At 54.8% G+C, this 25526-nt stretch carries 17 protein-coding genes; 7 read left to right on the forward strand and 10 right to left on the reverse strand.

Annotation, left to right across the window (positions count from 1 at the left end; all coding sequences use genetic code 11):
- The first annotated feature begins 407 nt into the window (after nucleotides 1-407).
- Genes KJA79_RS18015 through drmC form a run of 5 tightly spaced genes read left to right on the forward strand, consistent with a single transcriptional unit; the run spans nucleotide 408 to nucleotide 12260 of the window.
- Nucleotides 408-4079, forward strand: coding sequence for an Eco57I restriction-modification methylase domain-containing protein (locus tag KJA79_RS18015; protein WP_213043444.1), 3672 nt, complete (start codon nucleotides 408-410; stop codon nucleotides 4077-4079).
- A 15-nt stretch (nucleotides 4080-4094) separates the two neighbouring features.
- A complete protein-coding gene (locus tag KJA79_RS18020) occupies nucleotides 4095-6062 on the forward strand; it encodes a DUF262 domain-containing protein (protein ID WP_213043445.1) in 1968 nt (655 codons plus the stop codon).
- 9 nt (nucleotides 6063-6071) lie between these two features.
- On the forward strand, nucleotides 6072-9608 hold the full coding sequence (drmA, locus tag KJA79_RS18025) for a DISARM system helicase DrmA (RefSeq protein ID WP_281412709.1): 3537 nt from the start codon (nucleotides 6072-6074) through the stop codon (nucleotides 9606-9608).
- 13 nt (nucleotides 9609-9621) lie between these two features.
- Nucleotides 9622-11463: a DUF1998 domain-containing protein gene (gene drmB, locus KJA79_RS18030; RefSeq protein ID WP_213043447.1), complete on the forward strand. Its 1842-nt coding sequence runs from the start codon at nucleotides 9622-9624 to the stop codon at nucleotides 11461-11463.
- 2 nt (nucleotides 11464-11465) lie between these two features.
- Nucleotides 11466-12260, forward strand: coding sequence for a DISARM system phospholipase D-like protein DrmC (gene drmC / locus KJA79_RS18035; RefSeq protein ID WP_213043448.1), 795 nt, complete (start codon nucleotides 11466-11468; stop codon nucleotides 12258-12260).
- Between the two features lie 48 nt (nucleotides 12261-12308).
- Here drmC and KJA79_RS23205 read toward each other — a convergent pair whose 3' ends face one another.
- The 7 genes from KJA79_RS23205 to KJA79_RS18065 form a co-directional block, all read right to left on the reverse strand.
- On the reverse strand, nucleotides 12309-12707 hold the full coding sequence (locus KJA79_RS23205) for a ubiquitination-like system serine protease family protein (RefSeq protein WP_343224264.1): 399 nt from the start codon (nucleotides 12705-12707) through the stop codon (nucleotides 12309-12311).
- A gap of 2 nt (nucleotides 12708-12709) precedes the next feature.
- On the reverse strand, nucleotides 12710-14131 hold the full coding sequence (locus KJA79_RS18040; protein ID WP_213043449.1) for a ThiF family adenylyltransferase: 1422 nt from the start codon (nucleotides 14129-14131) through the stop codon (nucleotides 12710-12712).
- Nucleotides 14128-14508 carry an E2/UBC family protein gene (locus KJA79_RS18045; protein WP_213043450.1) on the reverse strand — a complete coding sequence of 127 codons (381 nt, stop codon included), beginning with the start codon at nucleotides 14506-14508 and terminating at the stop codon, nucleotides 14128-14130. The genes KJA79_RS18040 and KJA79_RS18045 overlap by 4 nt, the downstream gene beginning before the upstream one ends.
- A 4-nt stretch (nucleotides 14509-14512) precedes the next feature.
- Entirely contained in the window at nucleotides 14513-14776 is a 264-nt protein-coding gene (locus tag KJA79_RS18050; RefSeq protein WP_213043451.1) for a multiubiquitin domain-containing protein, read from the reverse strand.
- A gap of 36 nt (nucleotides 14777-14812) precedes the next feature.
- A complete protein-coding gene (locus tag KJA79_RS23210) occupies nucleotides 14813-15040 on the reverse strand; it encodes a DUF2188 domain-containing protein (RefSeq protein ID WP_213043452.1) in 228 nt (75 codons plus the stop codon).
- Between the two features lie 113 nt (nucleotides 15041-15153).
- On the reverse strand, nucleotides 15154-15756 hold the full coding sequence (locus tag KJA79_RS18060) for an ImmA/IrrE family metallo-endopeptidase (RefSeq protein ID WP_213043453.1): 603 nt from the start codon (nucleotides 15754-15756) through the stop codon (nucleotides 15154-15156).
- Between the two features lie 119 nt (nucleotides 15757-15875).
- Nucleotides 15876-16214: a helix-turn-helix domain-containing protein gene (locus KJA79_RS18065; protein WP_213043454.1), complete on the reverse strand. Its 339-nt coding sequence runs from the start codon at nucleotides 16212-16214 to the stop codon at nucleotides 15876-15878.
- A 518-nt stretch (nucleotides 16215-16732) separates the two neighbouring features.
- Between KJA79_RS18065 and KJA79_RS18070 the strand changes: the two genes are divergently transcribed.
- Nucleotides 16733-17611 carry a hypothetical protein gene (locus KJA79_RS18070; RefSeq protein ID WP_213043455.1) on the forward strand — a complete coding sequence of 293 codons (879 nt, stop codon included), beginning with the start codon at nucleotides 16733-16735 and terminating at the stop codon, nucleotides 17609-17611.
- Between the two features lie 777 nt (nucleotides 17612-18388).
- On the opposite strand, the gene KJA79_RS18075 is transcribed toward KJA79_RS18070, so the two are convergent.
- The 3 genes from KJA79_RS18075 to KJA79_RS18085 all read right to left on the reverse strand — a co-directional run bounded on the left by KJA79_RS18075 (nucleotide 18389) and on the right by KJA79_RS18085 (nucleotide 24698).
- The gene (locus KJA79_RS18075; RefSeq protein ID WP_213043456.1) at nucleotides 18389-21130 is read right to left on the reverse strand and encodes a helicase-related protein; all 2742 of its coding nucleotides are present in this window, start codon (nucleotides 21128-21130) and stop codon (nucleotides 18389-18391) included.
- Complete coding sequence (locus KJA79_RS18080) at nucleotides 21127-23517, reverse strand: dynamin family protein (protein ID WP_213043457.1); 2391 nt, start codon at nucleotides 23515-23517, stop codon at nucleotides 21127-21129. The genes KJA79_RS18075 and KJA79_RS18080 overlap by 4 nt, the downstream gene beginning before the upstream one ends.
- Nucleotides 23518-24158: 641 nt before the next feature.
- Complete coding sequence (locus tag KJA79_RS18085) at nucleotides 24159-24698, reverse strand: hypothetical protein (protein WP_213043458.1); 540 nt, start codon at nucleotides 24696-24698, stop codon at nucleotides 24159-24161.
- Nucleotides 24699-25296: 598 nt separating this feature from the next.
- On the opposite strand from KJA79_RS18085, the gene KJA79_RS23060 reads away from it, so the two are divergent.
- Entirely contained in the window at nucleotides 25297-25419 is a 123-nt protein-coding gene (locus KJA79_RS23060; RefSeq protein ID WP_281412703.1) for a hypothetical protein, read from the forward strand.
- Nucleotides 25420-25526: the final 107 nt, after the last annotated feature.

A 25526-nucleotide genomic window follows, 5' to 3' on the forward strand; every position in this document is an offset into this window, starting at 1 on the left:
TCTCCCTGGTTGAGACATCCGGTCCATTCCTCTCAATGCCTGTGCTCCTACGGGCATTCCCACAAGGGCTTGATGCGAGGGAGAGCGACCGTGCTAGCAGGTTGCGTGAAGTCTACGAAGAGTGGCTTGACCGGAAGGACGAGCCGGCTATTCACCGGACCTGGGTTCAACATGTGCTCAGAGACTTACTAGAATATCCATCTCATCTATTGGCCGAAGGACAAGCAATCCCGCCGGGACTGGAATCGATGCAGCCGCAGTTTGGAGAGACTCTCCGCCCAGATTGGGTTCTCAAGCATCGAGATCCAGAGGGCCGCCCACAGTTATTGATTTCTCTCTATCCCCCCATACAAAAACTCGATAGTCCCGTAGCTGGCAAAGTGTGGAAGGCATCGCCTGGGACTAGAATGATGGAGTTGCTCCACGCTGCGAATGTACCGCTCGGTCTCCTCACCAATGGCGAGCATTGGATGCTCGTCTATGCCCCACGCGGTGAAACAACGGGGTTCGCCTCTTGGTATGCCGACTTGTGGGTGCAAGAGCCGATCACCCTCAGGGCGTTCCAGTCACTCCTTCACCTTCGGCGATTCCTTGGCGTTGCTGCGGATGAAACCCTTCCAGCTCTCTTTGCCGCAAGCAGCAAGGATCAACAGGAAGTCACCGATCAGCTTGGTTATCAGGTTCGGCGGGCAGTCGAGATGCTGGTCCAAGCATTTGACCGGATCGACGCGGAATTGGGTCGCCAGCTACTCGCAGGTATGCCGGAGAAGGAACTGTATGACAGTGCACTCACGGTGATGATGCGGTTGGTATTTCTCTTCTCAGCGGAGGAGCGCAAACTTCTCCTGCTGGGCGATCCGCTCTACGATCAGCACTACGCCGTGTCCACGTTGAGCGAGTTACTTCGTGAACGAGCTGACCAGCATGGAGAGGAAGTGTTGGAGCGCCGTCACGACGCCTGGTGCCGCTTGTTGGCGACCTTCCGCGCCGTGTTTGCGGGTGTGCAACATGAGGGTATGCGTCTGCCTGGGTATGGCGGTACGCTTTTCGACCCAGACCGCTACCCCTTTCTTGAAGGGCGGGCGAAAGATACGAAGTGGACTAACACCGCGGCTAAGCCGCTGCCCATTAACAATCGCGTAGTTCTGCATCTGTTGGAAGCCTTGCAGCTGTTACGGGTCAAAGTGCCGGGGGGCGGACCAGCGGAAGCGCGGCGATTGTCGTTCCGCGCGCTCGATATCGAACAGATCGGCCATGTATACGAAGGTCTACTCGACCATACTGCCAAGCGTGCTCCTGAGCTGATTCTTGGTCTGGCGGGTTCGAAAGATAAAGAACCCGAGATCCCACTATCAAAGCTGGAGGAGTTTGCTACAAAAGGGACCGTGGACCTGGTCGAGTTTCTCCATGAGGAAACCGGTAAGAGCGAGAACGGCCTGAAGCGCCTGCTAGGAGAATCGTCGGAAATCGATGACCACACGCTCTTGATTGCCTGTAGGCAAGATGCACTCCTGTTTCAGCGAGTCAGACCATTTGCTGCCCTCCTGCGTGAAGACAGTTTCGGCCAATTCGTCGTTGTCCCTGAGGGCAGCGTCTACGTTACCCGCGGGTCAGACCGCCGCAGCACAGGCACCCATTACACCCCGCGCAGCCTGACGGAGCCCATTGTCCAGTACACCCTCGAACCATTGGTCTACGTTGGCCCGGCAGAGGGCAAACCGAAGGAGGAGTGGCAACTTAAGTCACCTAAAGAACTCCTGGATCTTAAAGTCTGTGACATGGCCATGGGGTCCGGTGCGTTTCTCGTGCAGGCCTGCCGCTACCTCGCCGAACGACTTGTCGAAGCATGGGAGAAAGTCGAAAAGGAACACGCAGGTACTTTTGTCACAACGCCGGAAGGAGAGATCTCGACAGGTTCAGTCGCTGAGCGCCTCATTCCTGCCGATGCTGCCGAACGCCTCGCGATCGCCAGGCGCACCGTAGCCGATCGCTGCCTCTATGGCGTCGACATCAACCCGATGGCAGTGGAAATGGCTAAGTTGAGTCTCTGGCTCATCACACTGCAGCGCGACCGGCCCTTCACATTTCTCAATCATGCACTCAAGTGCGGCGATTCCCTTCTCGGTGCAAGTTCCGTCCAGCAAATCGAAAACTTCAGCCTCCGTCCAGGCGAACATCAGATGACCTTTGCCACTGCCAATCTGTTCCGCTACGTGGAGGCTGCCTCCGATAAACGCCGCGCCCTCGAAGACCTGCCCTCTAACCATCACACCCAGATCGAAACCAAAAACCGTCTGCACGCTGAAGCCGAAGCAGCCACGGCCAAGGTCAAGGCCCTGGCCGACTGCCTCATCGCCTTTGAATTGCGCGGCCTCGACAGCGACGCCTACGAGGAACAACGCGCTGACGAAGCGGAGAAATTGCAACTCCTGATCAAGCATGATGTCGACGCAGGAATTGAAACTGCAAACCCACAATCTCAACTCGCTCGTACCGCTCGTGAGTCTCTGCGCGCTCACCGCACGTTTCACTGGCCCGTTGAATTTCCCGAGGTGTTCGCTCGTGGTGGGTTCGATGCTTTTGTTGGCAATCCGCCATTCATGGGGGGAACACGTTTAGAACCTGTGTTTGGAACTGATTTCCGAGAATACTTGGTTGAGCGCATCGCGTGCGGCGTTCGCGGTATGCGCGGCGCAGCGGACTTGTGTAGCTACTTTTTTCTCCGTGCAAGCCAATTGCTGAGCTCAAATGGCTCTGCTGGTCTAATTGGCACCAACTCTTTGGCGCAAGGTGACTCTGCAACTGTGGGGCTGGAAAGAATTGTTAACAGCGGTGCACAAATCTACCGCGCTAATTCATCGTCACCTTGGCCTGGCGCGGCGTCTCTGGAAGTTGCGCATGTGTGGTTTTCAAAGCGTCACATTGGGATAACACCGATGCTTGACGGTCGCGAGGTCTCGAGCATCAGTGCGCATCTCTCAGAAGAAGGCGCAACAATTGCCTTTACTCTTGAGGCCAACGCAGGCCAAGCTTTCGAAGGGGCGAAGACTGCGGGCATGGGCTTCGTGATCACGGAGGAAGAGGCTCACCAGCTCCTATCGGCAAATCCAGATAGTCGAGAAGTGGTCAAACCTTACCTTAACGGTGAGGATGTAAATACGCACCCAGAGCACTGTCCGAGCCGATGGATTATCAACTTCCGTGACTTTCCACTCGAACGAGATGAATCGATACCTCATTGCTCCCCGGTTGCAAGAGATTTCCCTGATGCCCTTTCGATCGTGGAATCTCGCGTTAAGCCGGAACGGATGCAATTGGAGGGCCGCACCCCCCAGGAACGAACGCTCAAGGAACGATGGTGGCAGTTCTATTTGTGGCGTCCAGCAATGACTTCTGCTCTGGCGGGCCGTAGTAGCGCATTAGTGTCTTCACGAGTAACCGCTCATCACAACTTCGTTCTTGTGCCCACAAATGTGGTGTTTTCCGACCGCCTTGTTGTAATCGCACGCGAAGACTGGGGCAGCTTCGCCATCATCTCCTCGTCAATTCATGCAGCGTGGGCACACCGACCAGGTGCCACAACGCACGAAACGCGTCTTACATACTTGCCGACTTGGGCCTATTCGACCTTCCCATTTCCACCGGACCTGCGAGGCTTGGAGACCGTTGGCGAAGCATATAGCAGGTACCGGCGGCAGCTCATGCTGGCGAGGCGTGAAGGACTGACAAGAACTTACAACCGTTTGCACGATCCCAAGAATAATTCTGAGGACATCGCCCGTCTGCGGGCATTGCACCTGGAAATGGATCAAGCCGTGGCTGCTGCCTACGGCTGGATCGATTTGGACTTGGGCCACCGATTCCGCGACACCAAGCAAGGCGTGCGCTATACACTCAGTGAGCCTGCCCGCCGCACCGTCCTGGACCGTCTCCTAGCCCTCAACCACCAGCGCTACGAGGAAGAAGTCCGCGCCGGCTTGCATAAGAGGAAGGGGAAGTCTGGCAAAGGTAGGCGGAAGGCAGAAGGTATGGTGCAAGAAGACGAGGCGGAATACGGAACGCTGAAACTAGACTTTTAAGAAACGAGGAACTGCATGGCGGACACAGAGCAGAAACAGAGTCTCATTACACCGAAAGACATCACACTGCGGGCTGTGTTTGGTGAGCAGCGGTCGTACTTCATCGATATTTATCAGCGAGAGTACAAATGGAAGGATGAAGAAGTTCGTACCCTGCTAAATGACGTAGAGGCGCGCTTCCTACAGTATGATCGTCCGAAAACACACCCCGAAGACATCAAGCAGGATGTTTTTAAACGATTCGACCCGTATTTCCTGAACACATTTCTCACGCACAACGCGACCGGCAATTCTTCAATCGTGGATGGACAACAGCGGTTGACCACTCTGCTTCTGATTCTGATCAAGTTGTACCAGGTCCTGAAGGACATTGAGAAAGATAGTGCCAACAAAGGCAGAACTTTCAGTAGCCAAAAACTAGAAGAATTGATCTTCGAGAGCAACGACTTCGGCGGTGTAGCACGGTTCAAGATCTTCAATGAAAATCGGGATGATGCCTTTCGCGCCCTTGTCGAGGGACGAGTTGTAGAGGCAAAGGATGAGACAAGGCGACGGATCAAGGAGAATTTTGCACTTATCAGCGAATACTTCGACTCGTTCCTGAAGGGGAGAGACGGGCTATGGGACCTGGCGAAAACGACGTACTACATTACGTACCTGCTTGACCGGATCTCTATCGTGGAGATCCGCATCGAACGGCAAGACAACGTGGCCATGATTTTCGAGGTTGTCAATGATCGAGGCTTGGGGCTGAAACCTTACGAGATCTTAAAGGGAAAGTTAATTGGTGGATTGCCAGAACGACAGAAGGAGGAAGCGAACAAGACGTGGACAGAGCTTCAAGAGAAGTACTTCAACGCGGAGCTGCGCAACACAACAGAAAAGAGCGTGGATCTGGACACTTTCTTCCGGGGCTTCTTCCGAGCCAAATTCGCAGACACAGAAACGGAATATGAGAGGCTCGAGAGCGACTACCACTACGAGATGTACCGAAACGACAAGATTCGAACGTTTTTCGGCGAGTTCAAGGATAGAGATCTACTGTTCAAGCGCATTACAAAAGATCTTAAATACTTCGCTGACCTCTACTTGACTTTGCGAGTCGGCTACGACAATGAATCAGTAATCTTCAATAAGTTGTTGGATCAGAATCAGCAATATCTTCTCATCCTCTCCAGCATCCGCCTCGATGATCCGGCTAAGAAGGAAAAGATCGAAGGCATTGCACGAAAGTTTGATCAGATGCACGTCATTCTGCGGCTATTAGATGCCTATGACAGCAATGAGTTTCAGCGGTTGATCTATCCGTTGTTCTCGATGGTTCGGGGAAAAGACATTACTGAGGCAGTATGTTCATTTGATAAGCAACTTATTACCACCTTGGTGTCTGCTGGTGTGATCGACGAGGGACAGCACACGACAGCGGGAGAACTCTTCACCTACGAGAGATTTAAGGGCATGTCGAACAAGTGGCTGAACTTCAGCAAATATGTGCTGATGCGCATTGATCGCCACCTGGCCTCGGTGCTGAACAAACCTTCTTTTGCGGGCGGAAATCTAGCCGACCTGGAGAATCAGTTTAACCGGACTGGGAATCGGCGACACGGCATGCATCTGGAGCACATCTATACACAACATCCGGCCAACAGGGTCCTTTTTACAAAGGACGGAGTTTTCGATGAGTCAGGATTCCAGCAGACGCGAAATCTTCTGGGGATGGTTCTGCTTCTCAAAGACAAACACAACCTGAGCAGCAACGATGATATCTATCGTGACAAGTGTGATACGTACAGCAAGAGTAATTTGGTGTGGAACGAGTTACTTGTTGGGCATCTACAGAATGTAGACATGCGAGAACTTCCAGAAGAGCTGCAATTGGAGAAAATTGAGCCTACTGCTGACGGGGTCTTCCCAAAGGACAAAGTCGAGGAGCGGCAGAAAGCCACGTACGCTGCAATTAAGGCCATCTGGGGTTTTGCATAAGAGGATATGATGGAGCCCACGCAAGGATCAGAAGCCAGACCAGTCCTCGATACCTCTCTCCCCTCTCCTCACGCAATCCGCGACGAGCTCACGGAGATGGTCGTGAAGGACCTCCTGGGGCCAGCGGGTGGACTGGATGAAGAACTCGATCAACGTGAGGATCGAGCAAATGGGCGTTATCTCATCGGCATGCTGGCCCCAAAATCTACTCGGGTAGAGCCAGAGGAACAGGATGCCCTGGGGACGGCAGAACAAGATGACAGCGAAGTTGGTCCCACGGATGTCTCAACCCCTCCCACCGACACCTTCTTTCCCAATTCGATGGGCCTGAGCTTTCTCGTTGATTCTGCGGCAAAAGCAATTCTTGTTAAAACGGAATGGGGCCGTTACCGCCGGGTAAAGAGCGAGACTCAGATCAACAAGAAGACTGGTGCGGAAGCCACCGTCTGGAAGCGTGAACCTCTCGTTGGAGATCCCCTCACGCTGCTGCTCAAGGCGGGATTCTTTGGCCCTCTATGCCCACGGCCTGATACCGACCCCACTGTGGTCATTCAGGGGAAGATGCAACAGACGTCACGCGGGTGGGTTGTGACGGTGTTCTTCGTGAATACCTCTCCTGAACAAGATCGGAAGAAGGATGAAGCGTGGGTCTTCCAGCCGAAACTCTGGGTGCTGGACGCAGCGCAGCCACCTCAGCCAATTTTTGTGCAGCGGCGAGATTGGCGTCATGACCTCACCAAAATGGACCCGATCACGCGCGAAGAAACTGAGACCTTGGAAATGCTGTATCGCCATCGGCTTGAATTTGCCGTTGGGCATGGGGTTTCCATTCACGTCACCTCGCCCGAGCAGGACTCCACGCGAGCGACTCTTTTAGAAACTGAGTTTGTCCCTCGCTCAGAGGTTGAACAACAGACTCCTCCAACCGCGACAGATAACCCGGACCTCACCGCAGTGGTCTTGGACATGAAAGTTCTCTGCAGTATGCCCAAGGCGGACCTGTTAAGCAGTCTTCGGCGGCTCCAGATCGCGTATGCAACATGGATTGAGCATGAGGGTGCCAAGCCTGACGATCCGGCACAGCGTCTGGAAGAGCATCAGTCAGCAGCTCAACGAACCATCGCTCGATGCCAGCGGGCCTCTATGCGTCTGCAAGAGGGGATTGATCTGATTGAGCACAACCAGCAGGCAGAAGACGCATTCCGGTTTGCCAATCAGGCGATGTGGCAACAACGTTTGCGTTCGACCTACGCCCGGAAGGTGCGAAAGAGTGAAGTCTCAGCAGGTGCGCCGATGGAGCCACTGGATGTGCCAGAGATCCGAAGCTGGCGACTCTTCCAGCTTGCGTTTGTCCTCATCAACCTGCCGAGTCTGACCCGACTCGATCATCCGGATCGGAGTCACCCAACCGACGCCGTGGCCGATCTTCTCTGGTTCGCGACTGGTGGCGGCAAGACCGAAGCGTATCTCGGCCTCACTGCCTATACGCTCGCGCTCCGTCGCCTGCAGGGAGAGGTTGAAGGCCGTCCAGGAGACCATGGCGTCGCCGTGTTAATGCGGTACACGCTCAGGCTCCTCACTCTCCAACAATTTCAACGCGCCGCGGCCCTGCTCTGCGCCTGTGAGGTGATCCGCAAGGCGAACGGTGCCAAGTGGGGAACCGTGCCATTTCGCCTTGGGTTATGGGTGGGAAGTAAGGCTACCCCGAATACGCTTAAACAAGCTGCGGAAGCACTACGCCAAGGAAATATTGGAGGCCGTCCCACGACAGGAGGCACGCCCCATCAGCTTGTGTCTTGCCCCTGGTGCGGTCGAGAGATCAAGCCTCATAACGTGAAGGTCTACGAATCTCCCAACGACATCGGCCGCTGCGTGACGTATTGCGGGGATGCCACCGGAAGCTGCGAGTTTTCTGAGGCACAGGCACCAAAAGAAGGCCTCCCCGTAATGGTCGTCGACGAGGACATCTACCGGAGGCCTCCATCCCTTCTTATTGCCACGGTTGATAAGTTTGCCCAGATGCCATGGAAGGGAGAAACACAGCATCTTTTTGGGCAAGTGAATGGCCTCTGTCTTCGACATGGGTTCTTGTCCCCTGAGATCGAGGAAGATGATACCGGCAACCACCCCGCACGTGGTCCGTTGCCGCGGATACAGCGTCAAGCCCACGGTCCGCTTCGCCCACCCGACCTCATTATCCAGGACGAGTTGCACTTGATCAGCGGGCCACTAGGTTCCATGGTTACGCTGTACGAAACAGCAGTCGATGAGCTCTGCACCTGGACGGTTAACGGCAAGCAGGTGCGGCCGAAAGTCATCGCTTCAACGGCTACGATCCGGAGGGCATCGGATCAGGTGCAGAAACTCTTCCTCCGCAAGCTTGACGTATTTCCACCACAGGGCACCTCGATTACAGACAGCTTCTTTGCGCTCCAGCGTCCTGCGGGACCTGAATATCCTGGCCGGCGGTATCTAGGCATCTGTGCCTTTGGCCGGCGATATCCCGTGACCATGATCCGCGTCTATGTCGCCCTGATGGCCGCCGCTCAGAAGTTGTTTGAACAATACGATAACCTGGCTGATCCCTGGATGACGTTGACGGGCTACTTCAACTCCATTCGTGAGTTGGCGGGAACTCGTCGTCTGGTAGAGGATGACATTCGCACTCGCTTGCGTGATGCCGATCAGCGGGGATTGGCAAAACGCCTAATCAGATATGGGGCGGTTGAAGAGTTGACCTCCAGAAAATCTGGCGCGGACATTCCCAAGATCCTCGAACGTCTGGAAATCATCTTTGACAACGCCCAGGAGGTTCAACGGGAGGCCGATCGAAAAGCTGGCCGGCAGCCAACAACTCGACCGTACGATGCCATCCTCGCCACCAACATGATTTCAGTGGGCGTAGATATTGATCGACTCGGATTGATGGTGATGGCGGGTCAGCCCAAGACCACGTCGGAATACATTCAGGCGACGAGTCGCGTAGGACGTTCCCGGTTAGGGCCTGGTCTGGTCATCACGGTGTTCAATTGGGCCAGACCACGCGACCTTTCACATTATGAGACGTTCGAGCATTATCACGAAACATTCTACAAGCATGTCGAAGCCTTATCTGTCACACCGTTTTCCCCTCGGGCACTCGACAGAGGTCTCGCGGGTGTGCTCGTGGCATTGATGCGCTTGCGCGAAGAGCGGCTGAACGGCAACGAACAAGCTGGTAGCCTCCAGGATACCGATCCTGCCATGCGTGACATGGTCGAACGTCTAGTGGCTCGGGCAGAGAATGCCCTCCATGACCCGACAGTGGGAGCGTTGGTTCGGCAAATGGTGATGGAGCGCCGCGATCATTGGCTGGCTCGGGTGCGCAGCCAGCGCGATTTCCGTCTCGGCTATCGTGACGATTCCAATGGTGTTGTCGGACTTCTCAAGCAAGCTGGGGTCACAGGCTGGGAACTCTTCACCTGTCTCAATAGCCTGCGAGACGTAGAAGGAACTGCGGACCTCATTCTCGATCCTAATCCATCAGGCCTTCGGGTCGACTCGTAGGAGGATAACGCCCTTGAACGAACTTGGCGAGCTCAGACCCAGCCAACTCATCTATACCTTCGGGATTGGTGCACTTCTCGATCTGCCCAACACATCAGGGCTGATACTCGGTCTCGATGACTGGGATACACGCTACTGTACGGAAATTACGGAGGATCGCCTGCTGGGAGCGATTCAACGTAAGCTTGGGGCTCAGGTGAAGCAGTTATACCTCCCGCCAATTAGCTTCGATGACGACCATCGAGATCCGGCCGCTCCAGCCGTTGGTATTCCGGTTGCGCTGTTTCCTCGGTGGCTCCGCTGTCCCCTCTGTGACACCCTTGCCACCATCGAGTCCGGTATTTTCAGGCTAGTACAAGATCAATGGCGTCCGGATCGGACTCGATATGTTCATCAGACTTGCGGAAGATCAGGAGGGACCAACCCGCCCACAGGCTTGCCAGTTCGTTTTCTCTTGGCATGTCGGGAGGGACACCTCACGGATTTCCCATGGGTTGAGTACGTCCATAACGGCCGAGTTCCGTGTAAGCCTGCACGATTGACACTGCGGGAATATGGCGCATCGGGGGATGCATCGGACATCATTGTGAAGTGTTTGGAATGCAATGAGGATCGCCGCATGGGCGACGCGTTTGATCGTGACCGATTCCAAATTGGCTGTAGCGGTCACCATCCTCATCTCCGAACGGTGGACACGGCCGGTTGTCCAGAAGAGGCGCGCACCATCCTCCTCGGTTCGTCCAATAGCTGGTTTCCACTGGTGATGTCCGCCCTGTCCCTTCCTCCAAATGCAGAAGACAAGTTGACTCTCTTAATTGAGGAGAATTGGAAAGATCTCAAGGATATTCCCTCATTCGATGTAGCGCGCTACGCGACTGCGCCCTCTCGCATGCCCGCATTCGCTGCTTTTTCAGCCGAGCAAATATGGGCAGCCATAGAGGTGCGACAACGAGGCGGTGATCAAGCGGGACAGGAGGGAAGTGACCTTAAGATCCCTGAATGGAATCTCCTTACGAAGCATCAGCTGCCAGCTGCGACTAAGGACTTTCGGATTACGCGAGCGCCTGCACCAACCGGCTTTGAGGCTCTGTTTGAGCCAACAATCCTCCTAGAGCGTCTCAGAGAGGTACGGGCGCTGCTCGCGTTTACTCGAATTGAGTCGAAGGGCGACTTTGCTGATGCGGACTACGTTGATGATGATCGTCAGACCTCACTCAGCCGGCAACCCCCGACTTGGTTGCCCGCCTCAGAAGTACGCGGGGAAGGCATCTTTCTTCGTCTGAAGGAGGATGCGTTGCAGGCCTGGGAACAGCGGCCCGAAGTGCGGCAACTTGAGCAAGAGTTCTTGCAGGCCCACAAGAGCTGGCGACGCTTGCGGAAGCAGCAACCACCTGAAGGTGGGTTTCCTGCAATCCGATATGTGCTGCTTCATTCACTCTCACACGTGTTGATGAGACAGATCGTACTGGAATGTGGCTACACCGCGGCCAGTGTGCGTGAGCGTCTCTATGTGCGGACTCCGGGACAAGATACTGGCCCTATGGCTGGGATTCTGATTTATACCGCCGCCTCTGACAGCGAGGGAACGTTGGGGGGACTTGTGCATTTGGGGCAACCAGGCACCCTTGGTCGCCAGTTATCTCAAGGGCTCGAAGCGATCCGGATCTGTGGATCGGATCCCCTTTGTGCCGACCATGCTCCTCAGGGAGAAGGCCGCACTGTGCACGGAGCCTGTTGTCATGCATGCCTCTTCGCACCGGAAACCTCGTGTGAGAAAGGTAATCGTTTTCTTGATCGGAGTGCACTAATTGCGACATTCGCAGGCAAAGGCGTTGAGTTCTTTAACGGTCTATAGCGATGCTTTCGTCCAAAACAGTTTCCGCGTTAACCGAGGCTCGGCGGCACTGTACCGCTGATGTCTGGAGACAACTGATTGAGCGGATCTCATTCTCAGAAGCCTATCCCAACCGTGAATCGATTGCACAGGCCACGGCAGGGCTGGCTAATTCCCATACTGCCTGGCTTCTATCCGAGGCCTTTCTCTCAGGATTGGACACGAAATGGAGCCAGATCGCCGGAGGCATGCTCGCAATAGATTATTTCGTTTGTCAAAACGGGCCGATCGCAGACTTCATCTGGACTGGTCCTGCCAATGGCAGGTTCCCGGTTCGTCGAATCGACCAAGTGCTCTATGACCTCATGGCGGCTGCACAACAAAGGATTTTACTCGTGACCTTCGCTGCTCATCGGATCCAGCACCTGTGCCAGCATCTCTCGGCGGCAGTGGCTCGCGGTGTCGCCCTAACACTGATCGTTGAACGAGAAGACGAATCAGAAGGCCAATTGACCGCCGATGCGCTTCATGCGTTTCGGGAACTGCCACTAGAACAAACACGGGTGCTGTATTGGCCAATTGAGAATAGAGAGCGTAATGAAGCGGGGCGACCGGGGAAGCTCCATGCAAAGTGTGCTATCGTCGATAACACTGCGCTGGTCGGGAGCGCCAACTTTACCGACGATGCTTTCAATCGGAACATGGAGCTGGGTGTGACTCTACGAGATCCGACAATGGTCGAAAGTCTCTTCTCTCATTTTGAAGAGCTCCGGCGAAAGTCGACTCTTAAAGAGATGGATTTAAAGCAGAGAAGGTAAGCAATTACTCGAAGAAGTGATATCAAGTACAACCGGCAACGAAAGTGTTTAACCGGTCACGTCAAGTGATTTACGCCCGAATATTGGTTTTCTTCCAGTATCCTCACACCACTCGACACTCCCCTTCTTGATCCAGAAATGCGCGTATGAACCCTCTAGCTGCCGTACTGAAGGAAATACGGTGGGACGATTCAAAGAATCTAAGGTTACATCCCATCTCGGCTTGCGCTTTTGCATCAGCGACAACTGAATGATCTCACTCTTATCGGCTGGACAGCGCAAATAAGCCCACTTCTTGTATCCTGGCCCGCCCACAACATAAATAACCCCCGGCGCAATAGACTCAGGGGTCGGATGGTCGGAAACTACTCGGACCACAAAGTCTGGCCGAGGGATGAGCCCTAACCAGATCTGCAATACTCTCCACCATGCTTTGATACTGCTCATCCCTAACCGACCCTTCCGAGAAACGGCTCCGTATCGCCTTTTCCCCAAATGCCGTCACCGGCGCAAATGCCACACGCAGGTCCTGGTTTGTGGGCAGGCCGGCGATCCTCGCTGAGGTGAAATTTTCGTACGCGATTGGCAGCGGCGCCTTCAGAACCGCGAAAGCCCTGGAGGCGGTGGATCAATTCATTCACTCCCATACAGGCAAGTTCTGTCGTGAAAGTCACCACAGCAGGATTGGGATTGCCCTCCCCAGCCACATAGGATTCGGCCTTGCGCCGTTCATATTCTGCAGGATCATCACGCCGCATCGATTCGGCCCTCGCGGTCTCAGGATTGATGACCTCACGACATAACAAGCACGCATGATGAGGCCCGAGAACGGTTACTCTGCCATCGAGCGCTTTCACGGAAGGTGGGCTGCCATGATCCACCTCAATGGCCAATCCTACGTCAATCACAGGAATCAAGTAGTAATAAGAGAACCGATTTAGAAAAAGGCGACCATCATGGTCATCAGTGCAGCCGAATAAGACGTCGCAGGCTCGTAATGCATCCCGGCATCCCGGATCGCCGACCCATGTCTCAATGGGAACAACCCTCACACCAAGACCCATTTCTGTGATCTCGCGTGCCACAACTTCGACTTTCGGCCGCATTGCGTCGGCATCCGCCTGCCGCGCACCATGTAGCCGATTCAAATTCGTCTGATCCACGATATCATTGTCGATAACCACCAGTTGCCCCACACCCAACCGCGCCAGCAGTATGGCAACCGCACTGCCCGTCCCACCGCAACCTACGATGCCGACTCTTAACTTTCTCAGATCGCCATTGAGTGCATTCCCGAATGCGAGTGCCTGTCGGTGGAGCGCCGGAATGGAAGCGCCACCCCCACGTCCCGCATAATGCAATCTGTACTGGGCGCCTATCACCTGGATCATGCCCAAACTCTCATAGGCACGATATGCGGGATATAGCCATACTCGACCGATAAGCGTCTCATCACTGGTCAAGATCATGCTGATAAGTTTCGTTCCGGGACCGTTACGGTTGACTGCCAACTGCACAAGATCTGGTTCATTCTCATCGTCCTGTGACGAGAACGACGCCATACCCCCAGAATGGTTGTGAACGATAGCCAAAACCTGCTTATGCGTCGCGGCCTCTTTGAGAAGTCGCACGAAAGATGCTGTGCCCCAGGTGACCCTATCTGGCGTCGACTGAAGGATCTCCGCATCCGGAACCGGGATGACTTTCGCCACCAGATACTTGCTGTGGGCGCACCGATCCCACGGGTCATAGCCGATCGACGCCTGATTGCACAGGAGATAGACGGCTCGTTCGCACGCATCATCCCGTAGGAGATGATGCTTTAACTGCAAAAGGTGCTCTTCTCGAATGGTTAGACTGTGACTCTTCACACAGCACTCTCCAAGGCATGCTCGACCCGCTTGAGCATCGTCCTCATTCCGTCGATCCCCGGACGCCATTCATTGTTATGGCGGGACCAACGTTGCCACCTCTGGCCACCAAAATCGAGGGGCTGATCGGCAGCATTCGGAAATCTGTTCGCCGGGAAGATTTTTATCCAGGGTAAGACATAGAACATATCCGGGCCTACGTCTGGATAACTCGATGGCAACAGGATCAACACATCCACAACTTTCGCATCGTATCGATTAGCCGGGAGAGGACGCTCCTTCAGAACAACCGCCTTTTTCCCGTCCCCCTCCATTTCCTCGAAGATTATGCCTTTCGAAGTTAGGTACTGACGGTCTGGTTCTGGCAAATAACTCATAGGTCTACCCTTCCGTTGTCGTCTTCTTGCCGGTAAAGAAACGTTCTGCACCTGGTTTGCGCAAATCTACCTTCGTATCGTCGTTGAGCAGAACATCCTCTGGTCCCGGCACATCCTGCCACGCAGCGTAAGTTGACGGGTCAACACCGGCGAGGCTCTTGATTTGGAGGCCAGTAATAAAAGGCTCATCCCATTTATGAGGTTTGTGATCCACGATGATCTGAAAGGGACCCTGCTTGGTGCTCTCATTGTTCTTTGCTTCGGTCATTGTGCGTGCTCCTTTGGATGTGGTTGTGGTTTCTTCTCAGCCTTTGGGCGGGTACGGGTCCCGTCCATGCGTGTCACGCTCACGGATGCGGCCATCACGCCCGTGAATAATGAGCTCGGAGTTTTGGCTTTGCGAAATTGCCCTCCCCCGCTCAATTGCCTCTCGCTGCGTCTCATGAATAGATGAAGCTCTCCGCCCGTCCTCCGGTTTTACAGCCCATCCATCTTGATGCGGCACCACATGCTGATTTCGCCTCTTACTCATGCGATTGTCCTCCCTTTGTGAATAACGCTTATCCGCTCATCTGCTAATTAGCGTAGCATGAATCACATCAATTTGCAAACAGCGTTGACCACAAACATCCATGGGGTATTTCTTTAACGACCGAAGAGAGAAGCGCCTCCGCCCGTTTCGCCGAGAATTCCCAGCTTACTCAGCCGTACACGGGCGGCGTCAGCGGAGACCTGAAAACTGGCCTGTACAGCTTCAATGAGGTTTCGAGCATGCGAATCATTTAACCCAATGATTCCATACAGCCCATTGGACTCTTGATATTCTCCCACAAGACGGCGGACTGGACTTACGGGCATTAATAGGGCACCGCAGGCATAGCCAGCCTGCCACTCCATCCAGTCACTCTGAGCCGCATCCAGAATGTTGTCTCGTTTGCAGATCTGTCTATTGCCGTTTAGCTTAGCCTGAAATAATGTGCCCCGAGTGGATTCAAGTTCCCACAGGTAGGCATGAAAATGGACGTGCCCATATTCATGAGTGAGCGTCGTCCGCAGACGATTTTCTCGGCGCTCATCATCGGCGAGGAGAGAAGCTATTTTCACCCTTGGCTTCCGACCTGGAAAGAACTCAGTAAGTCCTTCTACATCTGCTCCATAGACCGAAAGATCTGCGAAAAGATCAAGGTCTTCTGCATCGCGCTCAACCAAACGAGTGAGATCGCTTGTCGAAACGGGAAATGAAGCCACGCCATAACAGTCTTTCAGGAAGCTATGGATTAGATCTTCACACTCCTGATCCAAGTCCTCTGCCCTATAATGAGGGCGCTGCGAAAACCGACCGGTCCTATCAGGAACGTATTTCACCACTACTGTCGCCCCTTGGGTTTCGGACCACTTCTGAACGCGATCATCGCCTCGGCCACTTCATTCTCAGACAGTTGCTTCTTCCGCACGTCTTCGGGGAACCGGCCGGCAAGGTAGTAGAGCCAGTCGCGATCGATACCCAGTGCTTCGGCAAACTGCTTGACCATATGATCGGAGGAAGGGCTTCTCCGGTCATGTTCGATGTCGTTTAAGTACTGCGGTGAAATGGCATTCCCATCTTCGCGCAGCACTCGTGAAGCAAGATCCTTTAACGCCCACCCCTTGTCCTTCCGAGCCTGACTTATCGCGAGGCCAAACGTCGTCATGTCTTTCGGACTCATAAACCTCCCTGGAACGCTATTACGCTGATTAGCGTATAACATTCAAAAGAACCAGTCAACCTGTTCCTCTGAGGATCAGCTGCCTTGCTTCCATTCAGCGTCTAACCTTTTTCATCCCTACCCCCCAGTTTTCCCCCAGCGGCCTGCCAGCATTTTGTCGGCTCATCGTTCACTCTGCTTGACAATGGGCATTTGGTATTGTTGATTATAGTATCCATTCGGATGACGGATGGGTTCTGCTTTCCGCTGCCCACTCAGGGCAGTACGCCTTGCCCCTCACGCTGAACGCGTGTCGCGCGAGGTACCTCAGACCAGGCGATAGGCCTGCTCTCCGTTGATGGCCCGATAACGCGCCATCCCACTTTGGACTGATCCGCAAGGTCGGTCCCGCACATAACTTGTGCCCGTGACTTTTCGCGACACCTGTTGCGCTGGAGCACACCTCTGCGTTCATCCGTGCCCCAGGACCGAATCGTCGTGTGTTTATTCAGGGCGTTTCTCCCTGAGGAAAGGTCTTCATGAAACGGTGGATCGCTAACGACAGATTTCGGGCCATAGGGCCCACGGACATCTGGATTTCCCCATTTCCGCAATACCCTGTGGAGGATTTACCTTTTGAAGGAACACCTCTGAACGCATTCCCCCTGCACAAGGGGGCGCGAGCCCTGCAAATGCTCAAATCCGTTCGGCCAGGGGATATTTCCTTGCAGACTATGCGCCGGAAGCGCCATTTGAAAACGATTCTTGACCAACTGCACAAGTATGGCCCGCGTGATTATAAGGGAGCGTGGGTCGAATTTATTCTCAATCAGTGCTGCACCCATTTTTGCACTCTCACCTTCTCGCGTGACCTAACTAAGGATAAAGACCTCGCGTACAAGCTCGTGCGGGAATTTTCCAAGCGCCTCAACCGATTGCTCTTAGGGCGGAATTTCGCCAAATCCACCAAACGCGAAGATTCCGCCTTGGTGATTGCGTTTAGTGATACGGGGAGCGATGAGAAAACCAGCAGGAAACTCCGGCGCCAACAAAAATCACGCCAGATAAAGAGACACATTCGGTTCGGCAAAGACCAAGCCCTACATTTTCATCTCTTGATTCGATTGACCGAGGATCACTTATCCCTGCTTGAGAATAAGCACCTCGAAATCGCAAAAGAAATTCCGGGGATGTGGGCGGACCTCGGCCAAACATTCGCTAAACGGAATGGCGAGCTGGAGCACACTGCTACCTACTGTGGCAGTTCCCTCATCGAACCCATCGAAAACCCTCTTGCGGTTACTCTGTACTGCCTAAAGAATATTCAACCCCTGCCGGTCGGTACCCACCAGGTGACCCCTCCCGACTCACCCAGTGACCCAACGACCCAGTTCGAAACCGAGGATATGGCTTCGTAAGTCGTCGTCATTCCGGAGTTTCTAGACATATCTTTTTTTCTTAAAGATGCACCATCTAACTCCCTTCCTCTGCCTTCCTCCCGGGCGGAGCACAAGGTGCGACGCCCGACGGCCCGCGCTTCCCCGGTTCGAGCTTCGGGAACGTCACAGGTTGTCCAAGATCCGGTCGTCCCCTCATGAGTCGGTGAGATAGCACACACCCACGCCCGACCACACTCTGGCTCCCCGTCGAACCCGGACTCACGCGACGGCCGGGAGCAAAGACACACGGGAACAGCAGAGGGCCGGAGAAACTCACGAGCAGACCCTTGGCGCACCTGGACCAGAGCCGGATCCAGCCAGTCTCGACTGACTGTGTGGGAAGGCTTCGCGTGAAGAAACTCGACAAGACGGACGGCGATCCGGACGAAAGGTCAGACCGGAACACACTCAGTTCAGACCTGGGCTCACCGCCAGAGCAGGCTCACAGGTAATGGGAAATCGGAGGAGAAGCGGGAAGCGGACAGGACAACGAGGAGACTGTCACGCGAGGAGCAGAAAGGAGCGCGGGAGGTGACGAAAGCACAAGAGACAGCCGGAGGTCAGAGGCAAGAAGGAGGAAGAGCGGGTGTGCACCTTCACCTGAGGGAAGAAGGAAGAAGCAAGGCCAGCCATTCTCGGCACGGGCGCCCAAAGCTTGGTCAAGTAGATCGCACTAGTTTCCTAATTTCGCTTCCCTCTCAGAGCTGATAATGCTTGGTGCGTCCAAGGTGAGGCAGCACATGACTTCCCCCAATGCTATGCGCTCAGGTGCAAAGCGAGAATCGGCCAGACCGCGTAACGCAGGCCCTGCTTGATGTCCTCTTCGGAAGGACGGCGCAATTCATTGATGAGCCGTAACTCTTCCGCCACGGTACGCACGAACAATGGAGACTCAACAGGACGGACCCTAACCGTTGCCAAGCGACTCATATCAAAAAGTCCAGCGCGATCCTCGGGGGAAAGCAGGGACGTTTGATCTTGGCCCACAACATAAGCGGCCAATTCGGTGCCCACCTCGTGGATGCCCCCGATGGAATCGAGCCGAAAGGTCTGACGAACAAACGCGAGAAAGATGACCTCATGGCCGAGCCGTGAACGGAGTTGCTTTTGATCGTCGCCCCAACGTAAGTGAGCTGCTCCAGTGGGAGACGCAGGGCTGGCACAAGTACGCAGCAGTTCAGCCACGGGTGGAAGGTTCAAGCCGAGCGGTCCAACCAGGTTGGAAGATTGGCCAGTAAAAAGACCGCCATCGAAGTCACCGACAAAACACAGCGACCCATCACTGAGCTTCAGAACATCGGCTGACTGTTCCACCGTTTCGACCTGCCCATCACGTTGGACAAAGCGGGTTCTAGCAATGCCGATAGCTTTTTCAGCTCCACCGTAATGGGTCAGGAAATCTGAAACGTGACGCCACCGAGCAAGTCCAGCCGGTTGCTCACGAATCTGGCGTTGGTTCGCAGCATAGCGGTCATGGAAATTTTGCCAGTCGCGGAATCCTGATTCTACGAGAGACGATAACCGCTGAACCTCGTTGTCCGCCAAAGGTGAGGCGGAACTGTTGATGAGCACTGTCTGTAATTCCTCTGGCGGAATGAGGCACATGACGCGCGAGAAGACGGTCTCAAATCGGTCAGGGGCAACGAGCGTTTGTGCGATCGCCGTGAGTCTTTCCCGGGCCACGCTCCAAGCTTGGGTCTCGCGGCTATCACGCACCACAATGGTATCAACCAGGATGGTTTCGCGAGAACCGAACCGATGCACGCGACCAACCCGCTGTTCCATTTCCATCGGGTTCCAGGGCACATCAAGATGCACCAAGCGTCGGGAGAACTGGAGATTGATGCCCTCACCGCCGGCGCGGGATGAGATGAGGAATTGCGGGCCAGTTGCATCCTTGAAGCGTGCGACTTCCCCATCCCGCTCTGCATCGGTTTGCCCTCCAATGATGATCGCAGGCCGCTGGCCGGTCTTGTTTTGTAACCAGATAGCCAACGCCAGAACGGTTTCAATGGGCTGGGCGAAGAGAACAATCTTTTCCCGCCCGGCCGGTTGAAGGACATCGCGCCAGAGCCGTTCCCATTTCAATTGGCGCGGCGAGCGAACCAGCTTGATTCCCTGTCGGATCAGCGAGGCCAGGGCGCCATGGTCGACTTCGCTGCTCAGCTCGTCGACGTTTTCCTCAATATCTTCAACATCATCGTCAGAAGCCTGGCGACCGATCTCGGCAACCAGCCGCCCGTAGACAGATTCAACGGGTTCGTCCGGAGCACCCGAGCGATACGGGCGCAATGCAGCGATCGCTTCGGAGAGCGGAGCTTGTTCCAAGGTCCATCCCGCACGGAGCGACTGACGCACAAGGTAGCCGAGGCCGGCATTGGGACTGGACGCGGCCCATTGCAGGGCTTGCGCACACTTCCAGCCGGCCGCACGCTGTACAGCCTGACTTCCTGGAATCGGGTGAGGCTGAAAAAAGCCGTGAATGTCCGCCAGCCAGGACCGGTGGTCTGGATCAAGATCAACCACGATCGGCGGATTGACCTGCCGCCGTGGGAACAGAGGATTGCCATCCCAATCGCGAACATCTTCCTTGGTGCGGTAAATGACACGGCCTGCCGCCGCGTCTTGTGATTCGCCTGGCAGTTGTAGCAACCGCAGGAGATTATCGAAACGAGCTGCGTGAGCTTGATGAGGGGTCCCGGACAAGAGCAGTAAACGACTCTCGGCGGACTGCGCGGACACGAGATCCCGAACCAAGCGATACTTCCTGACAGGGTCAACGCCTCCATCGCCCCAGGCGCTCAGATGATGACACTCGTCGACGACGATGAGATCCCAAGGGCGCGATTGAAGCAGCCGCTCAAAATGGTTGGGATGCACCGCGCGATGAATGCTGGCGATGATCCGACTGTCTGTTTCGAGCCGAGCATCGCCATCTTGGGACTTCCACTCTCTGAAGAATAAGGACAATCGCTTGAACTCGCGACCGACATTCGCAACCAGGCGTGCTGGTGCGAGATACAGAACCCTCAGCCCTGAATTGGCCGCAAGCAACTCTTGGATGATGAGCCCAGCCACGACCGTTTTCCCAAGGCCAACTTCATCACCAATAAGGACCCGACGGCGGCCAGGGGTGTCGATAATGTGGCGAACCAAACTCACTTGATGGGCGAGCGTGACGACTTCCCTGGTATCCAAGCGACGCTGAGGGTCTTCGGCGACGAGGAAGAATGCTTCAAACCGGGCGAGACTCCGCTTGCTCATGGCGCTCCACGTATCCCCATCGGACAATGGAGCGGTGAGCAATTCCCCGGGCAGCGAATAGGGCTGCGTTTGATAGGGGTCGATATGGGTGCGAACCGGAGCCGGAAGGGCCGCCTGGCTTCCCCATAGACGCCGTGGAGGAGAGGCTAAATCAAGAACACGAATTCCCCAGTCGTTCGCCTCCCGGAGAACGGCGTGCGGAATGCGCTCAAAGAGAACCACATGAGAACTCATGCGAGCCCTTTCGAGAGTACCGTAGCCTCACCAGGCAGGGCGGCCAAGGCTGACTCAATCGCGACCCCGAGCTGGTCATCCTTGCGCTGTACGTTTCTCTCTTGGCGTTGAATCAGGGCATCCGCTGCCTCGCCGAGGGGCTCGCCATGCTCGCCGAATGCTGCCAAGATTTCTTTGTCGACTTCCTTGAATTTCTCAACGAGTAAACTAACCGCAGGAACCGCGGCGGCGTCCACTACTTCTTCTGCCAATTGCTCGAACAGTTCAAGGATGCGAGACTTTACACCGATCCCATGATCTTTCTGGTCGGCAACGAATTTCTGGCACTTGCGCCGGATTGGGCCTTCGATTTTCTTGATCAGTTCGCGGCGCACTTGATCACGAAGCTCGTCCACGGCCTCTTTTCCCACCGCGTTCACTTGTTGTCGGTTTTGCTTGACGACCTCGACCAAAGCTTCGAGCAGCTGTGTAGACACACGAATGCCCTGCCCGCGAGCCCAATCAAGGACCTCGGTTACTGCCCTAGATTGATAGTCTGAAAATTCCCGAGTTTCGCGCCGGATATCCACCAAGATTTCTCGACTCCAGACCTCAGCGACGGGTGCCTCAAAACGGAGAGCAAAGTCATTGGGCAAATTGATATGACGACTACCGTAAAAGGTCCCCTCTTTCCGCACAGCGGCTTGTAATGTTTTCCAGTGCGCATCTCGCAACTTACCAAGATAGCTTTGAATGTCTTTGCTGGCCTTGCTGGAGGCAGTTTGGACTCTGGCTTCAATTTGTGCCGGAATCGTCTTCCGTAGAAAGCTCCTGAAGCCCCCACGACGCGTGTCAAACTCACGCTGAAGCGGGGCCATGAATTCCTCCAAGCTTTGCCTGAACGTTACAATTTCTGCTTCTGCCTTCCGCTCCTCACTTCTCTGCGCACTCAGGACCTCCAACCTGGCGCGCAGTTGCCCGAAAAAACGTTGGTGGGTCTCCTCGCGCTGTCGGCTTTGTTCAGTCAGACACTGCCGGGCGACGTCAGAAATCGCTACGCGCAGAGCAACAATGTTGGTTGCTTCGACATCCGGGAGAAACGGTCTATCGTCGTCGGGATCATCGGCACACAGGAGACGGTATTGCGGAGCCGAAACAGGGAATACCTGCAGATTATCCAGGATGGACTGGATCACGAGACGTTTACCCTCGGAGTTATCCTCCCAAACCTCTCGCAGAAAAGATTGCAGGCGCTGCGCAATATCGTTTCGGCACCGTTCCACCTGGTCGGCAAAATGTTGTGCTTTACTCTTGAGCGGTGTGCCGTTGAGAGCCTTATCGTTTCTCCAATTTTCAACTGCCACATCGTCGATCTTTACCGCGACGACAATCAACGCGACCCGATCGGAGGTCAGGTCATTGCCCGCATGCAGCAACCGGTTCAAGAAACCGCTGTTGTTCAAGAGCTCCGCATCCTCCCGGCGAATGCCTCTGGAGTCTACGACGAGCATTACAGCCTTGGCCCGATTGCGGAGGTAATCCGAAGTGACCGAGGCATACGCATCACTCAGAATACCGATCCCGGGGAGGTCAATCAGTTCCAAGGAATCGCGCAACAGAGGCGACGGCCAGTGAATAGACATTTCCAGAATTAGCGGAGCCAAAAAACCACACGCATGATCACGCAGGCGATGCCCAAAATCTGGATTGTCCAAGCTATCAAAGTGTCGGGGCGTATCGTTTGTCCCATGCGTTAAAGCCTCCTGCGCATGCCGTAGCCGGTCCAGGTCCTCTGGGAGAATCTGTGTCTGGAACTTTGGTGCCTGTCCCAAAACCCAGCGCAAAGCGTCGACCAGATAGGTTAATTCTCGCTGAGCTGTTTGCGATCCGGCAACGAGCAGGCAAGCCCGTCCGATCGCCTCTTGAGTGCGAGTTTTCTTCTGTTCCTCAGCATCCAACTCGATGGCGATAGTTTCCAGCTCTTCACTAGCCTCTGGTTGGGCCAGCGAGACTTCATGCTTTGATTGGCGCTGGATCTCCGCTTCGAGAATAAACCGAGTTTGACCAACCTGTTTTCCTGAATGGTATCGCACGACAAACGACGCGCGTTCGCCGTGAATTACCCGCAGGGCATTCGCGGTAAGAGGACCAGTGCCCCCACCTGAAGGCACGACGATACCCGTGTCTGCGATCAGGGTATTGATGAGAGTGCTTTTTCCTACGCCCGCCTGGCCCAGGAGACAGATGGGAAACAGGCTTCCTTTGCTCCGCTCTAGCTCTTCAATTCTGGACGCTTGCTTGTCCAGCTCCTCCAAAACAGGTGCTGGCTCAGACTTTTCGAAGATCGGCCGAACGAATTTCTTGAACCATCCAACCACGCTGTGGGAATGCGAGTGCTCGTCGGACATAGTGTGGGTTACTCCTGTACGGTTACTCGAATCTTGTTCGACCTTCGGTCACTTTCAGGACCTTCATCCCTTCATCGTCCAAATCGTTGATAGGTGTCTTAGCGATGCGCCAGGATGTTGAATTGGCTAATGCCCGGAAGATATCCGGGTGAAGCCCACGATTCTCAATCCATCTCGCTGCAGGAATCATTGGCTCCAAGGAAATGGGCGTGATTGAGAACGAGTTTCGAGAAGAAGTCGCCATTCATTTAGGACCGTTCAAAGGTGAATGACCTACAGTGCGGTGAAAGAATACCCCTTTCCTTTCTCGAAATCACCCCAGCTTGCGAGGTAACGCAATGAGAAGAGACGCAATTGGGAAAGCTATCCATTGGCCAACACCATGAGCCGATGAGCATCTTGGCAGACCTGTATAAGCCTTTGATAACATTGGCATCATGTCAATGGCTAAGGTCTGGAGGTATATGGTCTCCGATGGCCTCGAGCCAGGGTTTCTACTCTATTTTCACAGACCGGTGAGTGAAGAGTCGCCCTGCGTCAATTCGGATGCATGACGCACGGAGAGGGTGATACGAGTATGGGGGCGGATCAGATACAAGGGCAGGAGGGAGCCCCCCCCAAGTGCCAACCCCCTCCTGAGGTCAGGGCAGTGCAACGATCTTGTAAGTCAATGGCACATCATTGTCATTGTCCAGTTCGCTGGCTGGGGCCCTATCAATCCACGCCTGGGCTTCCAAATATGAACGGAACTTGATAGCTCCACCCGGCAGATCCTCCCCAGCACAGTCGCTATATTCCCTTCTCTCGAATTCTTCCTCATCGACCTCGTAGTGCCGTGTCCTCAACACGACAAATGGACCCAGATCATCCATCGCTGCGGTTTCAACCTGGTCTTCTCCTAGGACGTTTGCCCTGTGAGCGATAGCAACCTCGTCAAGGAGGCCCGGATGAAACAGATACTGCTCAAGGTAGTCCGAGTGATCACTCAACGCGTAGCTCGAATGTCCGATGTGTTCACAGAGAACAAGAAACCTGCCATCTGGCAGTGCCCAAGCGCAGACGAAGCCGTAGTCTCCGCCTGCGGCGGCAGTGAAGTGGTCCTGCGAATCTACGTCGTGTTGCCACAACAATTTCACGACAGCCTCAAGCGAGAGCATGTCTTCTTTTACATTATCCATCATCAAGTCCTCCTGTCCCTCTATCATCGGCAAACAGGCCCTGAGCCTGTAGTCCCACTCCTCAAAATTTTCGTTTCCCTCACCACAAACGGTTCATCCCATCCCTTGCCGATCTCCCCTCACTGTCCTGCGTGAATTAGGCAGTGCCTTCAACCAAGGCTTTATCATAGCCGGCCGGGTCCCCAGAGACGGCTCCGAGGAAGGTCGGGCCACGGTGCTCCAAGCCCACCGTAATCTTGGCGATCATCACCTTGACGATAAAGCGGCACACAGTAGCTGACGTTAAGACTAATCGAGTTGGATAACTGGAATCTGGTCAAGATCATCGGCCCGTCGCGACGGATTGTACGTCTTCCGTTCTACACCAGAATCAAACCATGGCTCCACATAGCCTTTACCTGGAAGTCGATACTCAACATCCCCTACTCTATGCCGTTCGTAGCCTGTCAGCCCGGAGCGCCTCGCCGCCGATCAGAGCGGTAGACGTCTCACTGCCAATCAGATTGTGATCACGGCGTCGGCTAACCTGGGACCACCTCCGCCCCAACCTTTCGTGAACACACCGAGCGGTATTTGAATCACCGCAGGAACATTCACGTTCATGGCGTCACGCACAAAGCCGATGTTGTTCCACGCTGATCGCCAGGAGCCCCGGTCTTTCTTCATCTGGGACACCAACCTCGCGATGGGCGACGTCGCCGTCCTGATGGCTGGAGGGCCGTGATGCTCTCCCAATACTCATTCGCGCGAGCAGCCATCGCGGCAGTACATAATTTGATCACGTCTTTGAAGGACACGCAGCCATTATCAAACCGGACATCAACGGACCGA

It is taken from the genome of Nitrospira defluvii, assembly GCF_905220995.1.
GTDB classification, from domain to species: domain Bacteria; phylum Nitrospirota; class Nitrospiria; order Nitrospirales; family Nitrospiraceae; genus Nitrospira_A; species Nitrospira_A defluvii_C.